The sequence below is a fragment of the Streptomyces sp. NPDC002888 genome, from assembly GCF_042888465.1.
In the GTDB taxonomy this organism is placed as follows: domain Bacteria; phylum Actinomycetota; class Actinomycetes; order Streptomycetales; family Streptomycetaceae; genus Streptomyces.
This window is the reverse complement of record NZ_JBIAPU010000033.1, coordinates 74,085-90,632: the sequence shown is the minus strand read 5'-3', so window position 1 is coordinate 90,632 and position 16,548 is coordinate 74,085. Positions and strand designations below refer to the sequence as shown.

Below are 16,548 nucleotides of genomic sequence, written 5' to 3'. Positions count from 1 at the left end.
CTCCCGTGAAGGAGCTACACAGTTGAAGCGCCTCAGACTTGCCGCGGTCGTCGCCGCGGCCCTCCTCGCCCTGTTGCCGACCACGGCCTCGGCGGACGTGGCCTACCCCGACCCCCAGCCCGTCACCGGACAGCAGATCATCCACGACCCGACGGTCATCCGCCTCAAGTCCGGTGGATACGTGGCCTATTCGACGGGCGGCATCATCGGCGCCCGTCTGTCCAAGGACCGTAAGCACTGGGACGACGCGGGCAACGCCTTCGCCGCCCCGCCGAGTTGGTGGTACGAGTACAACGACACCGGCGACCCCTGGGCCCCCGACATCTCCTACCGCGACGGCCGCTACTGGCTCTACTACGCCGTCTCCTCCTGGGGCACCAACCACTCCGCCATCGGCGTCGCCACCTCCCGCACCGGCCTCCCCGGCACCTGGACCGACCACGGCAAGGCCTTCACCTCCGAGACGACCGACTCCTGGAACGCCATCGACCCCGCCCTCATCCGGGCCGACGGCAAGCTCTGGATGTCCTTCGGCTCGTACTGGACGGGCATCCGCATGATCGAGCTGGACCGGAGGACGGGCAAGGCGCTCCCGGCCTCCACCGTCCACCACCTGGCCACCCGCCCCGACGCCCCCTACGCGGTCGAGGGCCCGTACATCGTGAAGCACCGCCGCCACTACTACCTCTTCGCGAGCTACGACGCGTGTTGCGCCGGCGTGAACTCGACATACAAGATCCGAGTGGGCAGGTCCACGCAGGTGACCGGCCCGTACGTCGACAGCACGGGCAAGCCACTGCTGGAAGGAGGGGGAGACTTGTTGCTGGAGGGGCATGGCCGGTACGTGGGGACGGGCGGCGAGTCGGTCTTCAGGGACAGGGGACGAGACGTCCTGGCGTACCACTACTACGACGCAGAGGACAACGGCACGCCAAAGCTGGGGCTGAACACCCTGAGCTGGGCAAAGAACGGCTGGCCAAAGGTCTTTTAGGGGCCCGGGGCTGTGTCCATATGCGGCTCCGCCGCGTGGGCGCGACCAGCCACGAATCACCCGCAGACAAAACTGAACCCGAAAGGTCAAGATGAGCACCGCCCGCTTCACCCTCGACCCCGCCTTCACCGTAGGCAAGGTCGACCCCCGCCTTTTCGGCTCCTTCGTAGAACACCTCGGCCGCTGCGTCTACACGGGCATCTTCGAACCGGGCCACCCCTCCGCCGACGAGGCCGGAATCCGGACCGACGTCCTGGACCTGGTCCGCGAACTCGGCGTCACCGCCATCCGCTACCCCGGCGGCAACTTCGTCTCGGGCTACAAGTGGGAGGACTCGGTCGGCCCCGCCGAATCACGCCCCCGCCGGCTGGATCTCGCCTGGCACTCGACGGAGTCGAACCGCTTCGGCCTCTCCGAGTACATCGACTTCCTCCGCAAGGTCGGCCCCCAGGCCGAGCCCATGATGGCCGTCAACCTCGGCACCCGCGGCGTCGCCGAAGCCCTCGAACTCCAGGAGTACGCCAACCACACCGAGGGCACCGCCCTCTCCGACCTCCGCGCGTCCCACGGCGACAAGGACCCCTTCGGCATCAGACTCTGGTGCCTCGGCAACGAGATGGACGGCCCCTGGCAGACCGGCCACAAGACGGCGGAGGAGTACGGCCGGGTCGCCGCCGAGACGGCCCGCGCCATGCGCCAGATCGATCCGAAGGTCGAACTCGTCGCCTGCGGTTCCTCCAGTCAGTCCATGCCGACCTTCGCCGAGTGGGAGGCGACGGTCCTCAAGGAGACGTACGACCTCGTCGACTACATCTCCCTGCATGCCTACTACTGGCCCGAGAACGGCGACATCGACTCCTTCCTCGCCTCCGCCGTCGACATGGAGTCGTTCATCGAGAACGTCGTCGCGACCGCCGACCACGTGGGCGCGCGGCTGAAGTCGAAGAAGCGGATCAACCTCTCCTTCGACGAGTGGAACGTCTGGTACCTGCCCGAGTGGGAGGCGCACGCGAAGACGTTCGAGCAGGACGACTGGCCGGAGGCCCCCCGCCTCCTGGAGGACAACTACAGCGTCACGGACGCGGTCGTCTTCGGCTCGCTCCTCATCGCTCTGCTCCGGCACGCCGACCGCGTCACCGTCGCCTGCCTCGCCCAGCTCGTCAACGTCATCGCGCCGATCATGACCGAGCCGGGCGGCCCGGCGTGGCGGCAGACCACGTTCTTCCCGTTCGCCCAGGCGGCGAAGTACGGCCGCGGCGAGGTCCTGGACGTCCGCGCGGACTCACCGACGTACGAGACGAAGAAGTACGGCGAGGCGGACCTCCTGCACGCCACGGCGGTCCGCGCCGAGGACGGCTCGGTCACCGTCTTCGCCGTCAACCGCAGCCGCACCGAGTCGCTGCCCCTCGAGGTGGCTCTGAGCGGCCTCGACCTCACGTCCGTCGTCGAGCACAGCGCGCTCGCGGACGCCGACCCGGACGCCCGCAACACGCTCGCCGAGCCCGAGCGGGTCGCCCCGCACGCGGTGGAGGGCACGACACTCCAGGACGGCCGGCTGACCGCCGTACTGGAGCCGCTGTCGTGGAACGTGATCCGGCTGGCGTAGGGGAAGGGAAAAGCGACGCATTCCGTCGCAGACGAAGGGTTGTGTGCCTCTCGTCACGAGAGGCACGCTTGTATGACTATCACCCTTCGGCGTGGGGGGTCCCTCGATGAACCGTCCGGGTCCGGCCGTTCGATGGGCGGGACGCCTGCTGTGCTGGACCCTGGGCGTCGCCATGCTCGCGGCGGCGACCGAGGCGGTCCTCTCCCCGGACGCAGCCTGGTGGCAGACCGCCTGGCCGGTGCCCTGGTACCTCGTCCCCGCCTGGGCGCTGCTCTGGGCCGCCCTGCGCGCCTGGGAGAAACACCGCCAGGGCCACGGCCGGCCCACCGACGAGGACGTACCGGCCGACTACGACCAGGCCGCCTGACCGCCCACCGGCTTGACTAACCCCGGCTTGACCAACCCACCGGCTTGACGGGCACCCCTCCCGCCGCCGCGCCCAGCAGCGTCAGCCGCACCTGGCCCGGACCCGCCGGGGTGGTCCCGTCGGACAGGACCGCCAGGGCCAGGGTGTTGGTGTCCCGGGTGCGCAGGACGCCGTTCGGCAGGACGAAGGTGTGCTGTGGGCCCACGTCGTTGATGTACTGACCCATGTTCCAGCCGTTGAGGAAGATCTGGACGCGGTACGAGCGGTTCGGGTCGTCGTCGAGGACAAGACCGACCGAGGCGTCCGTGCCCGGGTCGACGGCGAGCCGGAACTCGGTCCGGTACCAGGTGACCCCCTGCCGCCGCTCCGCACGCGGCAGCGCGGTCTCCCGCCACCCCCGGTCCGCGTACCCCGGCAGATGCCAGCCCTCGCGCTCCCCGTACAGCCCACCGTTGTTCTGAGGCCCCCGCACGGCGTCGGTGGCCGCCTCCCCCTGAAGCCGCCAAGTGACCTGCGGCGAGGCCCCCTTGAAGGTGACCGCCGTCAGCCCCCGCGCCACCTTGTGCGTGTCCAGCGCCTTGCCGTCCTGGTCGTGCTGCATCCGCCGCACGAGCACGGACAGCACATGCGCCCCGCCCGTGCGCAGCTTCTCCGGTACGGACAACACGACCGTCGCCGCCCAACTCCCCTGACGGACCGTGTCGTTGCCCGGCACCGGCATCCGATGCCCGCCCAGCGGCTCCCCGTCCAGCCAGGCCAGCAGCATCCCCTGCGTGCCGGTGCTGTAGGCGAGCGACACCTCCTGGAGGCCGGTCGCGCCGGTGAAGTGTCCCCGGTACCAGACGTCCCCGTAGTGGAAGCCGTAGTCGTCCGCGAAGAGCACGGGCTGCCCGGCGGGCACGGGCGTCGTGCTGTACGAGGTGGTCAGGTCGGCGACCTTCCAGCGCACGTCGTCGAAGCCGGGCGCGGACTCGGGGTTCTCCGCCCGGAACCGCCACCCGCCCAACAGGGGCAGCATCACCGCCCCCACGCCCGCCAGCCGCCGCTCACCCAGCAGACCGCCGGACGCCGTGCCCCGCATCGCCAGGTCGACCCCGTTCCACGTGACGTGCTCGAGACCACCCGGCGCCCAGACCTCCAGGTCGACGGCCCCGACCGTGTCCCCGGTGAGGTGAAGGGCCGCGCCGCTCGAGCCTGCGGTGCGCAGCAGGGCGGGGCCGTACACCAGGACCGGCCCCGCCGGCGTGTCCCGGGGCCACAGCCGTACGGAGGTGTCGTCATCGGCGAGCAGGAGCAACAGGGGCGTGGACACACCGCCGCCCTCGACCAACACGCGGGTGAGCCCGCCGAGTTCGGCGTCGATGCGCAGGGCACCCGAGGTGTAGGCGTGAGTGGCCTTCCCGTCGAGCACGGTCACCGTCGGCTCACTCGCGCACTCCAGCACGGTCCGCGTCGCCTCACCCGCCCGCCCGGTCAGCACGGCGATGTCCTGCCGCCCGACGGTGAGCGCGAGCATGGGCTGGGCGGTGGAGTACCGCAGCGTGCGGTGCTTCAGGGTGAGCCCGGTGGTCAGCAGGCGGGCGTCACGGCCGGGGACGGTGACCGGGAGGTCGTCGCCCGCGGCGCGCAGGGTCGAGGCGACCGACTCCGTACCGTCGTTGCGCAGGACGTAGACATGGGCGCCGGTGTCGGGATTGGTCAGGTGGTACACCCGCAGCCCGTCCGCCTCGGCATCCGCCGCCCGGTCCAGCTTGGCGAAGTCCGGGACGTGCTGGAGCAGATGCCCGAGCTGGTGCATGGGCACCAGCTTGGCGGTCGGATTGCGCCCCTCGTCGAAGGCCGCACCATAGTCGTACGACGTGTAGACGACCGGCGCGGGCAGCCAGCCCCACGAGGTCCCGCCGAAGGTCATGTAGACGTTGTGCAGCGTGATCCCGTTGGCGAGGTTGGTCAGGTAGAAGCGCCGCTCGTACGCCGCGTCCCGGGTCCGCCGCGACTCCGCGTACCCCTTCCCCTCGAACCACACCCCGCCCCACGGATCGAACCAGCCACCGCCGAACTCGGGCACGAACCCCGGCGTTTCGGGACTCGCGGTGGCCCCGCCCGTGCTCCCCCCACTCCCGAAGTGGCCCCAGTCCGGCGGTACCTGGGACGGCGACGGATACCCGTCGAACCCGTACAGCCAACGCCCTCGCTCCCCGTCGGCGTCGAAGGACCCCGGCGCCCAGTGACCGTTGCGGCCCTTGTCGTTGTGGAAGAGGGGGACGTCGATGCCGTCGGTGCGCACCCGCCGGTACAGGTGGGCCATGTAGTCGCGCCCGGCCGGCTCGGTGACGTGGGAGTCGTACTCGTTCTCGATCTGGTAGAGCAGGATCGTGCCGCCGCCGTCGCTGTACAGGTGGCGGGAGGCGATCCGGTTCACCGCCGTCAGCCACTGGTCGACGTGGGAGAGGTAGGTGGGGTCGGCGGTCCGGGCCGTTCCCTTGGTGACCGTCAGCCAGCCGGGGAAGCCGCCGCCGTCGATCTCGGCGTTGATGTAGGGCCCGGGCCGCAGGATGACGTACAGCCCGGTCTCGGCGGCCATCCGCAGGAACAGGTCCAGGTCCCGGATGCCGGTGAAGTCGTACCGGCCGGGGGCGGGGGAGTGGTAGTTCCAGGAGACGTAGATGCTGACCGCGTTGTAGCCGTGCGCCCGCATCTTCTGCAGCACGTCCCGCCACAGGGAGGGGCTGGGCAGCCGGAAGGGGTGCATCTCGCCGGACCACACGAACAGACGGTGGCCGTCGACGAGCAGGGAGTGGCGGTCGAAGCCGATCGTGTGCTTCTTCCCGTCGGCTTCGGGCGGCGCGGGCGCCGGGCCGGTGGGTGCGGTGTGCGCGGCGTGGGCGTCGGTGACCCCGCCACTGCCGCCCCCCAGGGCCAGGCCGAGGGCCGTGGTGCCCGCGAGGGCGCTGAAGGTACGTCTGCTGAGCTCCACGGGAGCCTCCCGAGCGCGGGGTCCGTTGTGCGGGGCCATGGTGCGGGGCTGTCGTGCGGGGCCATTGTGCACACCGGAACACCCCACAATGGGCGCATGAGGATCTCGGCACGGGCGGATTACGCGGTACGGGCGGTTCTGGAGCTCGCCGTGCGGCAGGGCGGCGACCCCGTGAAGGCGGAGACGGTCGCCGTCGCGCAGGACATTCCGCACAAGTTCCTGGAGGGGATCCTCGGCGGCCTGCGGCGCGGCGGGATCGTCGAGAGCAGGCGCGGAGGCGGGGGCGGCTACCGGCTGGCCCGCGATCCCGCGACGATCACCGTGGCCGACGTGATCAGGGCGGTCGACGGCCCGATCGTGTCGGTGCGCGGCGAACGCCCGACCGGCCTGACCTACACGGGTTCGGCCGAGCCCCTGCTGCCGCTGTGGATCGCCCTGCGGGCGAACGTGCGGCGCGTCCTGGAGGGCGTCACGATCGCCGACATCGCAGCGGACGCGCTGCCGGAGCCCGTGCAGCGACTGGCGGAGGAGCCGACGGCCTGGGAGAACCCGTAAAGGGCGTGGGGCGTGCGGCGTGAGGCCCACCGGTCACCGGGTGACTGGTGGGCGGGTGCGGACCGTCAGGCGCTGTCGACGCCGACCGTGAGGGTCGCCTTGCAGCCCTCGGACACGCCGGAGCCCAGCGCCGTCAGGCCGGAGAGGCACCGTCGTCGTCGTAGATGCCGTCGTTGGCGAGGGAGGTCTCCCGGGTGGTGTTGGCGGAGTAGGGCGAGGTGGCCGGGATCTCCGTGTTGATGTCCGGGTCCTTTTCCAACCTCACGCTGACGTGTGGTGAAGGGCGACAACTGCCTGGTGAGCGCTCAGTTGGTGGCGAGGTTCGGTTCCTCCACGGCGACCCGCTTGCGGCTCTGCGCGGTCGCGAGCGTCAGGAGGAAAGCCGGCAGGATGGCACCGGCTATGCCGGGATCCCCAGCCACACCGGGGAGATCCAGCTCTGGAAGAGCCCACCGACGGCTCCGCCCAGGGCGACGCCGAGGTGAATCGCCTGGAAGAACTCGGCCGCGCCGTACGCACGATCTTTGCCTGCGACTACTGGCCAGCCCCAACCTGCGCCGTGAGATCCACGGCGGCCTCCAAGTCGTGGAGAACTGGAACAGCGCGAACACCGTCCTGCACTACGGCAAGGACGGCGCGCTGACCGGCCCGGACAAGGAGCACGCCGAGACCTCGATGCTCGCCCTGCACCTGCTCCAATACGCGCTCGTGCACATCAACACCCTGCTGCTTCAGCAGGTCCTCGCCGAACCCACGTGGGCCAAGAAGTCGAGAGAGCACCCTTGCTTTGCCTTCTGCGCCCCCGCACAGGCCGGTCTGCGGGTGACCGGTCACGCCTGCAGGGGGTCCAGTTGTGTCAAAAGGCGCTCCTTGCCCGATCGGTCCAGCCAGGTGCTGAAGTCCATGAGGTCGGCGTGGGCCCTTCGCAGCGGTACGGGGTCGGTGTCGTAGTAGGTCTCGTTCGCCCAGGTGAAGACCTTCGCTGCCTCGGGGTGGTGCTCCCAGAGGATCTCCAGTGGAACCCGGGTGTGCGGAATCGGGCGGTTGGCCGCCGTGCTCAGCGCGTCGGCGATCTGCGGGGCAGTCAGCCTGTCGCCGGTGATCTCCATGGCCTTGCCCAGGTAGGCGTCTGGTTCCGCGAAGGCCAGCGCGGCGAACACACCGATGTCGTCGATGGCGATGAGCTGCATGACCAGATCGTCGTGCCACGGCACGTTGAGCGAGCCGTTCTGGAAGAACCGGGCCGGGCTGGTGAAGTCCTCCATGAACCCGGCCGGGCGCAGGATCGTCGTCGGCACGCCCAGGTCGCGAATGTGCTCCTCGATCTGCCATTTGTCGATGGGGCCCCAGCCCTGCTCCACGTAGAACCGGTTCTGGCTTTCGACGCCGCCGACCGACGAGTACACCAAGTGCTGCACACCCGCGGCCGTAGCGGCGTCCGCGACGTTTCTGCCCTGAGTGATCTCGTTGTCGTTGGCCGACTGGACGCTGTAGACGCCGTACGCGCCGCGGACCGCCACATCGAGGGAGGCGTGGTCGTCCAGGTCGCCGCGGACGAGCTCGACCCCGGCAGCGGCGAGCGCTGCAGCCGCCGGGGCGCGGTCGTCCCGGACGAGGGCGCGGACCCGCCAGCCGGCGGCAAGCAGATGGCGGGCGGTCGCGCCGCCCTGATTCCCGGTGGCGCCCGTGACAAGAACGGTTTTGGCGTGAGCATCCATGGCGATCTCCTCTGCAACCCGGCAACATTTCTGCATCTGGTGCGAGTCTGCATCGAGTGCAAGTTAGCCGTCAATGCGTTAATCTCTACGTCATGGCCAGACACGAGACCGCCACCCCGGAGCCCTCCCTGCGGGAACGGAAGCGGGCGCGCACCCGCCGGGCGTTGATCGACGCGGCCGCGGAGCTGTTCGAGCGCCAGGGTTATGACGAGACGACCGTCGCCGAGATCGCAGCGGCGGCGGATATCGGCACCCGGACCTTCTTCGGGTACTTCGCCGGCAAAGAAGACATCCTGTTCCCCGACAGCGACGCGCGTGCGCGGGCCACGATCGCGGCGATCGCCGACCGCGACCCGGCCGAGGGTCCGGTCGACGTGCTACTGCGGGCGCTCGACACCATCGCCGAGAGCGACGCCGACATGGTGAGCCCGATGGCCGGCGTGCGGATGCGGCTGTTCCACACCGTCCCCGCGGTGCGGGGCAAGGCGCTGCAGGTCCAGCTCGCGGCCCAGCGGGAGATCGCCCGCGAGCTGCACGTGGCGTTCCCCGACGAGTTGGACCGGGTGACTGCGGCGGCGCTGGCCGGGGGGCTGACAGGAGCGGTGAGTGGCGCACTCGACGCGCTCATGGACGAGGAGGACACCGACGGCGCGGACGCCGACTACCTGCGGACGCGGGTGCGGCAGGCGACGGAACTGGCGCTGCGACCGTGGCGTCAGGCCGCCGGGGAGTAGTCCGGGAGCAGGCGGGGGCCTTTGGCCCGGGTGAGGCGTTCGACCGTACCGATGGCCTTCATCAGCGGGAGTCGGGCGAAGGCGTCGCGCACGCAGCGGCCGCCGGCGGTCTTGGGGACCATGAGGCGGACGTTCGGGCCGATTTGGTGCTTCTTGTCGACCAGCGGACGGTGGACGGCGTGGTAGCGGGCGAAGGCGCTGAGATGGTCGCCGTCGGCGGTGGCGAGTTCTCCGGCGAGGTGGTAGGCGCCGATCAGGGCGAGCTCGGCGCCGGCGCCCGAGGCGGGCGAGGCGCACCAGGCGGCATCGCCGACGAGCGCGATCCGGCCGCTGGACCAGGAGTCCATCCGGACCTGGCCCAGGGCGTCGAAATAGAAGTCGGGGTCGGTCAGCGCCGAGTCGAGCAGCTCCCGGGTCCGCCAGGACTCGTCGTCGCCGAAGCGCTCGCTGATCAGTCGCTTGTGTGCGGCGACGTCGCGGTGGTCGTATTCCAGTGGCGCGGAGCGGAACATGAAGTACGCCTTGGCCTGGGCGTGGTTGCCGGAGCGGTAGATGCCGGTCATCGTGCCCGGGGTGTTGAACATTGTCACCCAGCGGTCCTCGCCGAGTGAGGCGTCGGCGTTGGCGAAGGCGAAGTAGTGGTCCTTGAAGTCGATGAACTGCGCTTCGGGGCCGAAGGCGAGCCGACGGACGTTGGAGTGCATGCCATCGGCGCCGATGACCAGGTCGAAGCGGCGGGTGGGTGCGTGCTCGAAGGTGACCGTCACGCCGTCGTCGTCCTGCTCCAGGCTGCGGATGGAGTCGCCGAACAGGTACTCGGTGTCGGTCACCTCGTGCAGCAGCGCGACCAGGTCGCCGCGCATGATCTCGATGGAGGCGGGGTCCCGGGTGTCGATGCGGGCGACGGTCCGGTCGGCGGTGTCGACGAACTTCATGCCCTGGATGTCGGTGGCGAGTTCACGGATCCGCGGCATGATCCCCATCCGCTCGGCGACCTCGACGGCTTGGTCCCGCACGTCCACCCCATTGCCTCCGGTGCGAAGGCCGGGGGCGCGTTCAACCACGGTGGGGCAAGATCCGTGCCGGGCCAGCCAGTGCGCCAGTACCAGGCCGGCGATGCTCGCGCCCGAGATCAGGATGCGCTGGTTCACGGGGGGTTCCCTTGCGGTAGGTTAACTGAAATACGCGTTCCAGTTGATTATGTGGAAGGGGTGTTTCAGTTGTCAATGGTCGAGGGAACCGGACGCGGCCGCAGGGCGGACGCCGTACGCAACAGGCAGCTCGCCCTTCAGGCGGCCACGGCACTGCTGGCCGAGCCGGGCGGCACCCTCACGGTCGAGGCCATCGCCAGGAAGGCCGGCCTGGGGGCGGCGACCGTGGTGCGGGCCTTCGGCGGCAAGGAAGCCCTGCTCGACGCCGCAGTCGCCAGCCTGCTGGCACCGGTGGTCGATCGCGCTGAGCGGTTGCTGGAGCAGGTCGGACCGGAACGGGCCCTGCGCACCTTCTTGGTGGAGCTGATCGCCTTTCAGTCCGCACACCACTCCATCAGCGACCAACTCGAAGGCATGGAGACGCCCGCCACCGCGGCCCTGCGCCGACAGTTGGTGAGCGCCGTGGAGGAGATGATCGTCGGGGCGCGCAGGGACGGCGCGATCCGCACCGACCTCGAACCCGCCGCCCTCGTCACCCTCGTCGGCCGGACCGCCTTCGCGATCGCGCAGGCACGGCCCGCGTCCGAGGAGATCGTGCATGCCTACCTCACCGTCCTGATGGACGGGCTCCGCCCCCAATCGCCAGGTCCTGGCAGCAAAGAGGGTCCGCGGTCGCAGCACACCCCATGACGTGCCGTCCGCAGCCATGGGCCCGATCCGCCGCACTCGGCCAAGGCGACCGTCCAAGGATCGTCAGACCGAAGACCGAGCGGCATGGCGGCGAGTGTCGGCAAACGATCGTCTGTCGACACTCGCACCCGTGATCACGAACCGCAGGTGGGCACTGTCGACAACTCGCGTCGGAAACTCAGCGGGGCACCGGATCTTCGGAGGCGGTCAGCGGTTCTGCGGTCTTCGGGACCAGCGCGCGGATGGAGGGGGTTGCGACCATGGCGAGGGTGGCGAGGAGGATGAGCGCGGCCGCCGCGTAGAGGGTGGCATGGAGGCCGAGGAAGAGTACGGCGAGTCCGGCGGCGAACTGGGCGAGCGGGAGCGCGAGGTAGGAGCCGAGGTCGTCGTAGGCGTAGACGCGGGCAAGGCGGCCCTCGGGGATCTGCTCGTTGAGGGTCGCGTACCAGGCGACGCCGGCCTGCTCGAGGCCCACGCCCGCCACGAAGTCGGCCACGACCAGCACCCAGGTGTACGGGGCGAGCGCGAGCAGCAGCGGGGGTATCGCCGTCAGGCCCATCAGCGCGCAGCCGACCAGGATCGCGCGCCGGGGCCGCCGGCTCAGCGACAGTACGCCGCCGGCGACCGCTCCGAGCGAGGACGCGGCGACGGCCAGGCCCCAGCCGATGCGGCCGATCCCGGTGGTGTCGGCGACGGCCTGGCCGAGGACGGTGAACGATGCGGTGTGGCCGGCGTTGAGGAAGCAGAAGGCCACCACGATCACCCACACCCAGCTGCGGGAGGTGAACTCCTGCCAGCCGACGCGCAGTTCATGCACCAGGCCGGGGCTGGGCGCGGGTGGCGCGACCTGGACGCGGACCAGCGCGAAGGACGCGGCGGCGAGGGCGAAGCTGAGCGCGTCGACGGCCAGGCCCCAGCCGGGGCCGACCGCCGTCGCGTCGTCGGGTCCAGCGCCAGTCCACCGGCACCGCCGGGCGGATCGAGAACGGCCGGGTCGCCGTCTGTCGGGTGTGAACGGTCCGAGGTGAATGGCCGGAGTTCGACCTGGCCGGTTCACGGGGGTCTCCCTACTATTCGATCGCCCCGCTTCTTCACAGCAACTGCATCGAATCTTCACAGGGTTGCTGTGGAGCCGCTCGGGTGCATCCACCCCCCACCGATCCGAACGAAGGGGAGAGACCATGGCAAGTGGGCTGCTCCTGGGTGGCGCGGTCGCCGCTCTCGTCACGGCCGCCGTGCCCGCGAACAATCCGTCGACCGGGTTCGACGACCCGCCCCCGGACAAGATCGTCATCAAGGTTGCCACGGTGAACGGCTCCGGCTGTCCCGCAGGCACGGCGGCGGTCGCCGTCTCCGAGGACAACACCGCGTTCACGGTGACGTACAGCGACTACCTCGCGCAGGTCGGCGGCAACTCCGACCCCACGGCGTTCCGCAAGAACTGCCAGCTCAGCCTGATCGTCCATGTCCCGCAGGGCTTCACGTACGCCATCGCCAGCGCGGACTACCGGGGCTTCGCCTCGCTCCAGTCCGGGGCGAGCGCCGTGCAGCGCGCCTCGTACTACTTCCAGGGCTCCTCCAGCACGGTGTTCAAGAACCACAACTTCTCCGGCGCCTACAACGACAACTGGCAGGCCACCGACACCACGGACTGGGCCCAGCTCGTCTACGCGCCCTGCGGAGTCCAGCGCAACTTCAACATCAACACCGAGCTCCGCGTCAACGCCGGCACGTCCTCCCCGAGCAAGGTCAGCTTCATGGCCATGGACTCGACCGACGGCGACATCAACACGACGTACCACATGGCCTGGAAGGAGTGCCCCGGCAAGTGAGACGGGGGGCGACCCTCGCTGCGGCGCTCGCGGGTGCGTCGGGGTGAGGGTCGCCCACTGGTGCGCTCCCGTTCGCACTGCTGTTGCTGTTGCCGTTGCCGTTGCCATTCCCGTTGCCGTTCCCGTTCGCCGGCGTGCTCACCCGTCGCCGTCCTCGGGCCGGCTGTCCTCCGGACCCTGGGAGTCCAGCTCCCGCAGGAGTCGCTGTATGCGCTGGACCTCGGCGTCGTCGGCGCCGGGCGCCACGACGACCCGGAAGTCGGCGCTCCGCCTCGACCGGTGAGCGGGAGCGCTGGGCCTGACGCCAGGCGACGATCGCCAGGCCCAGTGAGGCCGGCTGGATGCCGGACGGGCCCTGGGAAACCGCACTTCCCGGCGTACGGTCACCCAGGGCACCTTGGGGCGGGGGTTGCGTCAGCTTCAACCGACGCGGACGGGTTCAGCTTCGCTCGACGCCCAGCGTGAGCGTGCCGGCGTATCCGGCAGAGGTCGAGCTGCCCAGGGCCGTGAGGGTGAGGAGGCCGGACGCGGCGCCTCCGTCGTCGTAGATCGAGTCCTGGGCGAGGGTGGTGCGGGTGACGGTGTTGGTCGAGTACGGGGAGACCGCGGCGACCCGGCGGGTGATCGCCTCGTCGAAGAAGAGCTGGCCGGTGTGGAGTTCCTGGCCGCCGGTGAAGGAGCCGTCGGAGGTCAGGGTGACGTTGGTGTGCACCTTGATGTGGATGTGGATGCAGCGGCCGCGGTACCAGCCGGGGTAGATGGTGGTGATGTTCGCGACGCCGCTGGAGTTGGTGAGGACGCCGCCGCGCAGGAACGTGCCGTTGTCGGGTTCGTTGTGGCCGTTGCTGCCGACGAAGCCGGAGTACTCGCCGAGCGCGTCGGCGTGCCAGATCTCCACGAGTGCGTTGCTCAGCGGGGCGCAGGTGTCGTCGTCGACGACGGTGAGGGCGAGCTTGAGCGGGATGCCCGCCTTGCCTTCGCTGATGTCGGCGCGGACGAGTTGTCCGTCGAGGTAGTAGGGGCCTTCGGTCATCTCCTTGGTGAGGGTGCAGACGGCCGCCGCGGCGACGGGGGCGGTCGCCTCGGCCGCTTCGGCGGGCGGTGCTTCGGGCGCGGCGGCGCCCACGGCGAGGGTGGCGGCGGTGGCGCCCGTGGCGATCAGCACGGTACGGCGCCCGATCGGGGTGCGAACTTCCGGGGTGTCTGTCATGGACACGGCACCATAGGGACGGATCCTGTCGGCGAGCTGTCAGTTCGGCAAAGTGACGCCCCGTCAAGCCGACGGTTGAGACAAGAGTCCTCGTGCGTGAACCGTTGACTCGCAAGGCATTCGATTCTACGGTCCGTCCGAATCTGCGATCGTCGTTCGACATCACGAACATCGCGCACATCGTGCACATCGTGCACATGTCGAACATCGCGCACGTCGCGGACATCCCCCCACGTCCAGACATCCAGGAGGACCCCACGTGAGCCGCACCTCCCGCCTCCGGCGGCGCACCGCACTCCTCGCCCTGCCCGCCGCCTTACTCCTCGCCCTGGTCCCGAGCACGGCCTCGGCGTACCCCAACCCCGGCCGGGTCACCGGCGCCACCGTCGTCCACGACCCGACCATGATCCGTACCTCGTCGGGCCGTTACCTGCTGTACGCGACCGGTGGCGGTCTCGCCTACCGCACCTCCACCGACCGGATCGCGTTCAGCGCCGGCGGGGACGCGTTCTCCGCCAAGCCGGGCTGGTGGTCGTCGTACGCCACCGAGGCGTGGGCGCCCGACATCTCGAACCACGGCGGCAAGTACCTGATGTACTACGCCGTCTCGACCTTCGGGTCGAACAAGTCCGCCATCGGGCTGGCGACCTCGACGACCGGCCTGCCCGGCTCCTGGACGGACCAGGGCACCGTCTACACCTCCACCACGTCCAGCGACTACAACGCCATCGACCCGAACCTCTTCGTGAACGACGACGGCAAGTGGTGGCTGTCCTTCGGGAGTTGGTGGACGGGGATCAAGATGATCCAGATCAACCCCTCCACCGGCAAGCAGCTCTCCTCCAACACCACCCGGTACTCGATCGCCTCCCGGCCGACCGGCACCAAGGCCGTCGAAGCGCCGTACATCGTCAAGCGGGGCGGTTACTACTACCTCTTCGCCTCGTACGACACCTGCTGCGCCGGCACCAGCTCCACGTACAAGGTCAAGGTCGGCCGCGCCACCAGCGTCACCGGGCCGTACTACGACAAGAACGGCGTCTCGATGACGAACAACGGCGGGACACCGGTGCTGGAGTCGCACGGCAGCGTCATCGGACCCGGCGGGCAGTCGATCATGAACGACTCCGACGGCGACCTGATCGTCTACCACTACTACGACGGCAACGACAACGGCACGCCCAAGCTGGGCGTCAACCTACTGAACTGGAGCAGCGGATGGCCCGTCGCATACTGACCCTCCTCGCGGCACTCCTGCTCGCCCTGTCGATCGGGCAGCCCTCCGCCAGCGCGGCCTCGTTCGCCAATCCGGTCAAGACCCAGAAGGGCGCCGACCCCTGGATCTCGTACTACAACGGCAACTACTACCTGGTGACGACGAGTTGGACCGACGTCATCACCATGCGCAAGTCGGCCACCCTCGCCGGGCTGGCCACCGCGCCCAGTGTCCAGGTGTGGAAGGGTGACGCCTCCTCCCGCTGCTGCAACATCTGGGCACCGGAGATCCACTTCCTCAACGGCCGCTGGTACCTGTACTACGTCGCCGGGCAGAACGTCTCCGACTACAACCCGACCCAGCGCACCCATGTGCTGGAGAGCGTCGGCTCCGACCCCATGGGGCCGTACACCTACAAGAACCAGCTCAACTCCGCCTGGATGCTGGACCCGACGGTCGCCACCATCAACGGCCAGCTGTACCTGTTCGGCAGCGCGAGCGGCGGCGGGACGCAGAACCTGGTCGCCGCGCGGATGTCCAACCCGTACACCCTCGCCACCGGCTTCTCCACCGTCTCCACGCCGACCTACGACTGGGAGCGCAACGGCACGGTCAACGAGGGCCCGGAGATCCTCCAGCGCGGCGGGAAGACGTTCCTGATCTACTCCGCGAGCGGCTGCTGGACCCCCGACTACAAGCTCGGCCAGCTCACCCTCACCGGCTCCGACCCGCTGTCCGCGTCCGCCTGGACGAAGAAGTCCACGCCCGTGTTCCAGCGCAACGACTCCGCCGGGGTCTACGCGCCGGGCCACAACGGCTTCTTCTCCTCACCCGACGGCAGCGAGAGCTGGATCGTCTACCACGCCAACGACTCCGCCTCCGACGGCTGTGACAACGGGCGTACGACGCGGGCGCAGAAGTTCACCTGGAACGCGGACGGTTCGCCGAACCTCGGTACGCCGGTCGCGCTCGGGTCGAGCATGAACGGGCCGTCGGGTGAGCCGGCCACCGCCTCCACGACGTACACGATCACCAACCGCAACAGCGGCAAGTGTCTGGACGTCGCCGGGAGTTCGACCGCCGACGGGGCCAACGTCCAGCAGTACACCTGCAACGGCGGCAACAACCAGAAGTGGCGCATCCAGGACCAGGGCGACGACACCAGCCGGCTCGTGAACGTCGCCACCGGCAAGGTCCTCGACACCGCCGACTGCTCGTCCGCCGACGGTGCCGACCTGCGCCAGTGGTCCTGGCTGAACAACACGTGCCAGCGCTTCCGGTTCCTCGTCACCGACAGCGGCTACGTCCGCATCGTCAACCAGGCCACCGGCAAGGTCGCCGACGTCGCCGACTGCTCCACCGCGGACGCCGCCGACGTACGCCAGTGGTCGTGGCTCAACAACAACTGCCAGCAGTGGAGGCTGAACCCCGCCTAGAAGGCACTAGGAGAGTCTGGAAGGCCCCGGAGGGCCCCCTGCGGGCCCTCCCCCCCCACGCCGCC

The 16,548-nt window shown here is 69.7% G+C and carries 15 protein-coding genes and 1 pseudogene; 10 read left to right on the top strand and 6 right to left on the bottom strand.

Features of this window, described 5'->3' with window-relative positions:
• The first annotated feature begins 22 nt into the window (after positions 1–22).
• From ACFYWX_RS39190 to ACFYWX_RS39180, 3 genes are all read left to right on the top strand, one after another.
• Positions 23–991 (top strand): arabinan endo-1,5-alpha-L-arabinosidase, encoded by a 969-nt coding sequence (locus ACFYWX_RS39190; RefSeq protein WP_389429805.1) that lies wholly within the window; start codon positions 23–25, stop codon positions 989–991.
• Positions 992–1,082: 91 nt separating this feature from the next.
• Positions 1,083–2,597 (top strand): alpha-N-arabinofuranosidase, encoded by a 1,515-nt coding sequence (locus ACFYWX_RS39185; RefSeq protein WP_389429804.1) that lies wholly within the window; start codon positions 1,083–1,085, stop codon positions 2,595–2,597.
• Between the two features lie 106 nt (positions 2,598–2,703).
• Entirely contained in the window at positions 2,704–2,964 is a 261-nt protein-coding gene (locus ACFYWX_RS39180; protein ID WP_389429803.1) for a hypothetical protein, read from the top strand.
• A 16-nt stretch (positions 2,965–2,980) separates the two neighbouring features.
• On the opposite strand, the gene ACFYWX_RS39175 is transcribed toward ACFYWX_RS39180, so the two are convergent.
• Positions 2,981–5,941 (bottom strand): beta-galactosidase, encoded by a 2,961-nt coding sequence (locus tag ACFYWX_RS39175; RefSeq protein ID WP_389429802.1) that lies wholly within the window; start codon positions 5,939–5,941, stop codon positions 2,981–2,983.
• A 96-nt stretch (positions 5,942–6,037) separates the two neighbouring features.
• Here ACFYWX_RS39175 and ACFYWX_RS39170 point away from each other — a divergent pair, with 96 nt between their 5' ends.
• Complete coding sequence (locus ACFYWX_RS39170) at positions 6,038–6,496, top strand: RrF2 family transcriptional regulator (protein WP_389429801.1); 459 nt, start codon at positions 6,038–6,040, stop codon at positions 6,494–6,496.
• Positions 6,497–6,629: 133 nt separating this feature from the next.
• Here ACFYWX_RS39170 and ACFYWX_RS39165 read toward each other — a convergent pair whose 3' ends face one another.
• Positions 6,630–6,761: a hypothetical protein gene (locus tag ACFYWX_RS39165; RefSeq protein ID WP_389429799.1), complete on the bottom strand. Its 132-nt coding sequence runs from the start codon at positions 6,759–6,761 to the stop codon at positions 6,630–6,632.
• 125 nt (positions 6,762–6,886) lie between these two features.
• Here ACFYWX_RS39165 and ACFYWX_RS39160 point away from each other — a divergent pair.
• Positions 6,887–7,225: pseudogene (locus tag ACFYWX_RS39160) on the top strand (Tn3 family transposase); the annotation flags it as partial.
• A 101-nt stretch (positions 7,226–7,326) separates the two neighbouring features.
• Here the strand turns inward: ACFYWX_RS39160 and ACFYWX_RS39155 are convergent.
• Complete coding sequence (locus ACFYWX_RS39155) at positions 7,327–8,214, bottom strand: NmrA/HSCARG family protein (protein WP_389429798.1); 888 nt, start codon at positions 8,212–8,214, stop codon at positions 7,327–7,329.
• Positions 8,215–8,306: 92 nt separating this feature from the next.
• On the opposite strand from ACFYWX_RS39155, the gene ACFYWX_RS39150 reads away from it, so the two are divergent.
• Complete coding sequence (locus ACFYWX_RS39150) at positions 8,307–8,948, top strand: helix-turn-helix domain-containing protein (protein ID WP_389429797.1); 642 nt, start codon at positions 8,307–8,309, stop codon at positions 8,946–8,948.
• On the opposite strand, the gene ACFYWX_RS39145 is transcribed toward ACFYWX_RS39150, so the two are convergent.
• Positions 8,930–10,099 (bottom strand): FAD-dependent monooxygenase, encoded by a 1,170-nt coding sequence (locus ACFYWX_RS39145; protein ID WP_389429796.1) that lies wholly within the window; start codon positions 10,097–10,099, stop codon positions 8,930–8,932. The genes ACFYWX_RS39150 and ACFYWX_RS39145 overlap by 19 nt on opposite strands.
• A gap of 75 nt (positions 10,100–10,174) precedes the next feature.
• Between ACFYWX_RS39145 and ACFYWX_RS39140 the strand changes: the two genes are divergently transcribed.
• Positions 10,175–10,789, top strand: coding sequence for a TetR/AcrR family transcriptional regulator (locus tag ACFYWX_RS39140; RefSeq protein ID WP_389429794.1), 615 nt, complete (start codon positions 10,175–10,177; stop codon positions 10,787–10,789).
• Positions 10,790–10,967: 178 nt separating this feature from the next.
• On the opposite strand, the gene ACFYWX_RS39135 is transcribed toward ACFYWX_RS39140, so the two are convergent.
• The gene (locus ACFYWX_RS39135) at positions 10,968–11,846 is read right to left on the bottom strand and encodes an MFS transporter (protein WP_389429793.1); all 879 of its coding nucleotides are present in this window, start codon (positions 11,844–11,846) and stop codon (positions 10,968–10,970) included.
• A 124-nt stretch (positions 11,847–11,970) separates the two neighbouring features.
• Between ACFYWX_RS39135 and ACFYWX_RS39130 the strand changes: the two genes are divergently transcribed.
• Complete coding sequence (locus tag ACFYWX_RS39130; RefSeq protein WP_389429792.1) at positions 11,971–12,621, top strand: DUF4360 domain-containing protein; 651 nt, start codon at positions 11,971–11,973, stop codon at positions 12,619–12,621.
• Between the two features lie 439 nt (positions 12,622–13,060).
• Here the strand turns inward: ACFYWX_RS39130 and ACFYWX_RS39125 are convergent, their stop codons facing one another.
• Complete coding sequence (locus ACFYWX_RS39125) at positions 13,061–13,831, bottom strand: intradiol ring-cleavage dioxygenase (RefSeq protein ID WP_389429791.1); 771 nt, start codon at positions 13,829–13,831, stop codon at positions 13,061–13,063.
• Between the two features lie 259 nt (positions 13,832–14,090).
• On the opposite strand from ACFYWX_RS39125, the gene ACFYWX_RS39120 reads away from it, so the two are divergent.
• Positions 14,091–15,068 carry an arabinan endo-1,5-alpha-L-arabinosidase gene (locus tag ACFYWX_RS39120; protein WP_389429790.1) on the top strand — a complete coding sequence of 326 codons (978 nt, stop codon included), beginning with the start codon at positions 14,091–14,093 and terminating at the stop codon, positions 15,066–15,068.
• Positions 15,050–16,483 carry a family 43 glycosylhydrolase gene (locus ACFYWX_RS39115; RefSeq protein WP_389429788.1) on the top strand — a complete coding sequence of 478 codons (1,434 nt, stop codon included), beginning with the start codon at positions 15,050–15,052 and terminating at the stop codon, positions 16,481–16,483. Before ACFYWX_RS39120 ends, ACFYWX_RS39115 begins: the two co-directional genes overlap by 19 nt.
• Positions 16,484–16,548: the final 65 nt, after the last annotated feature.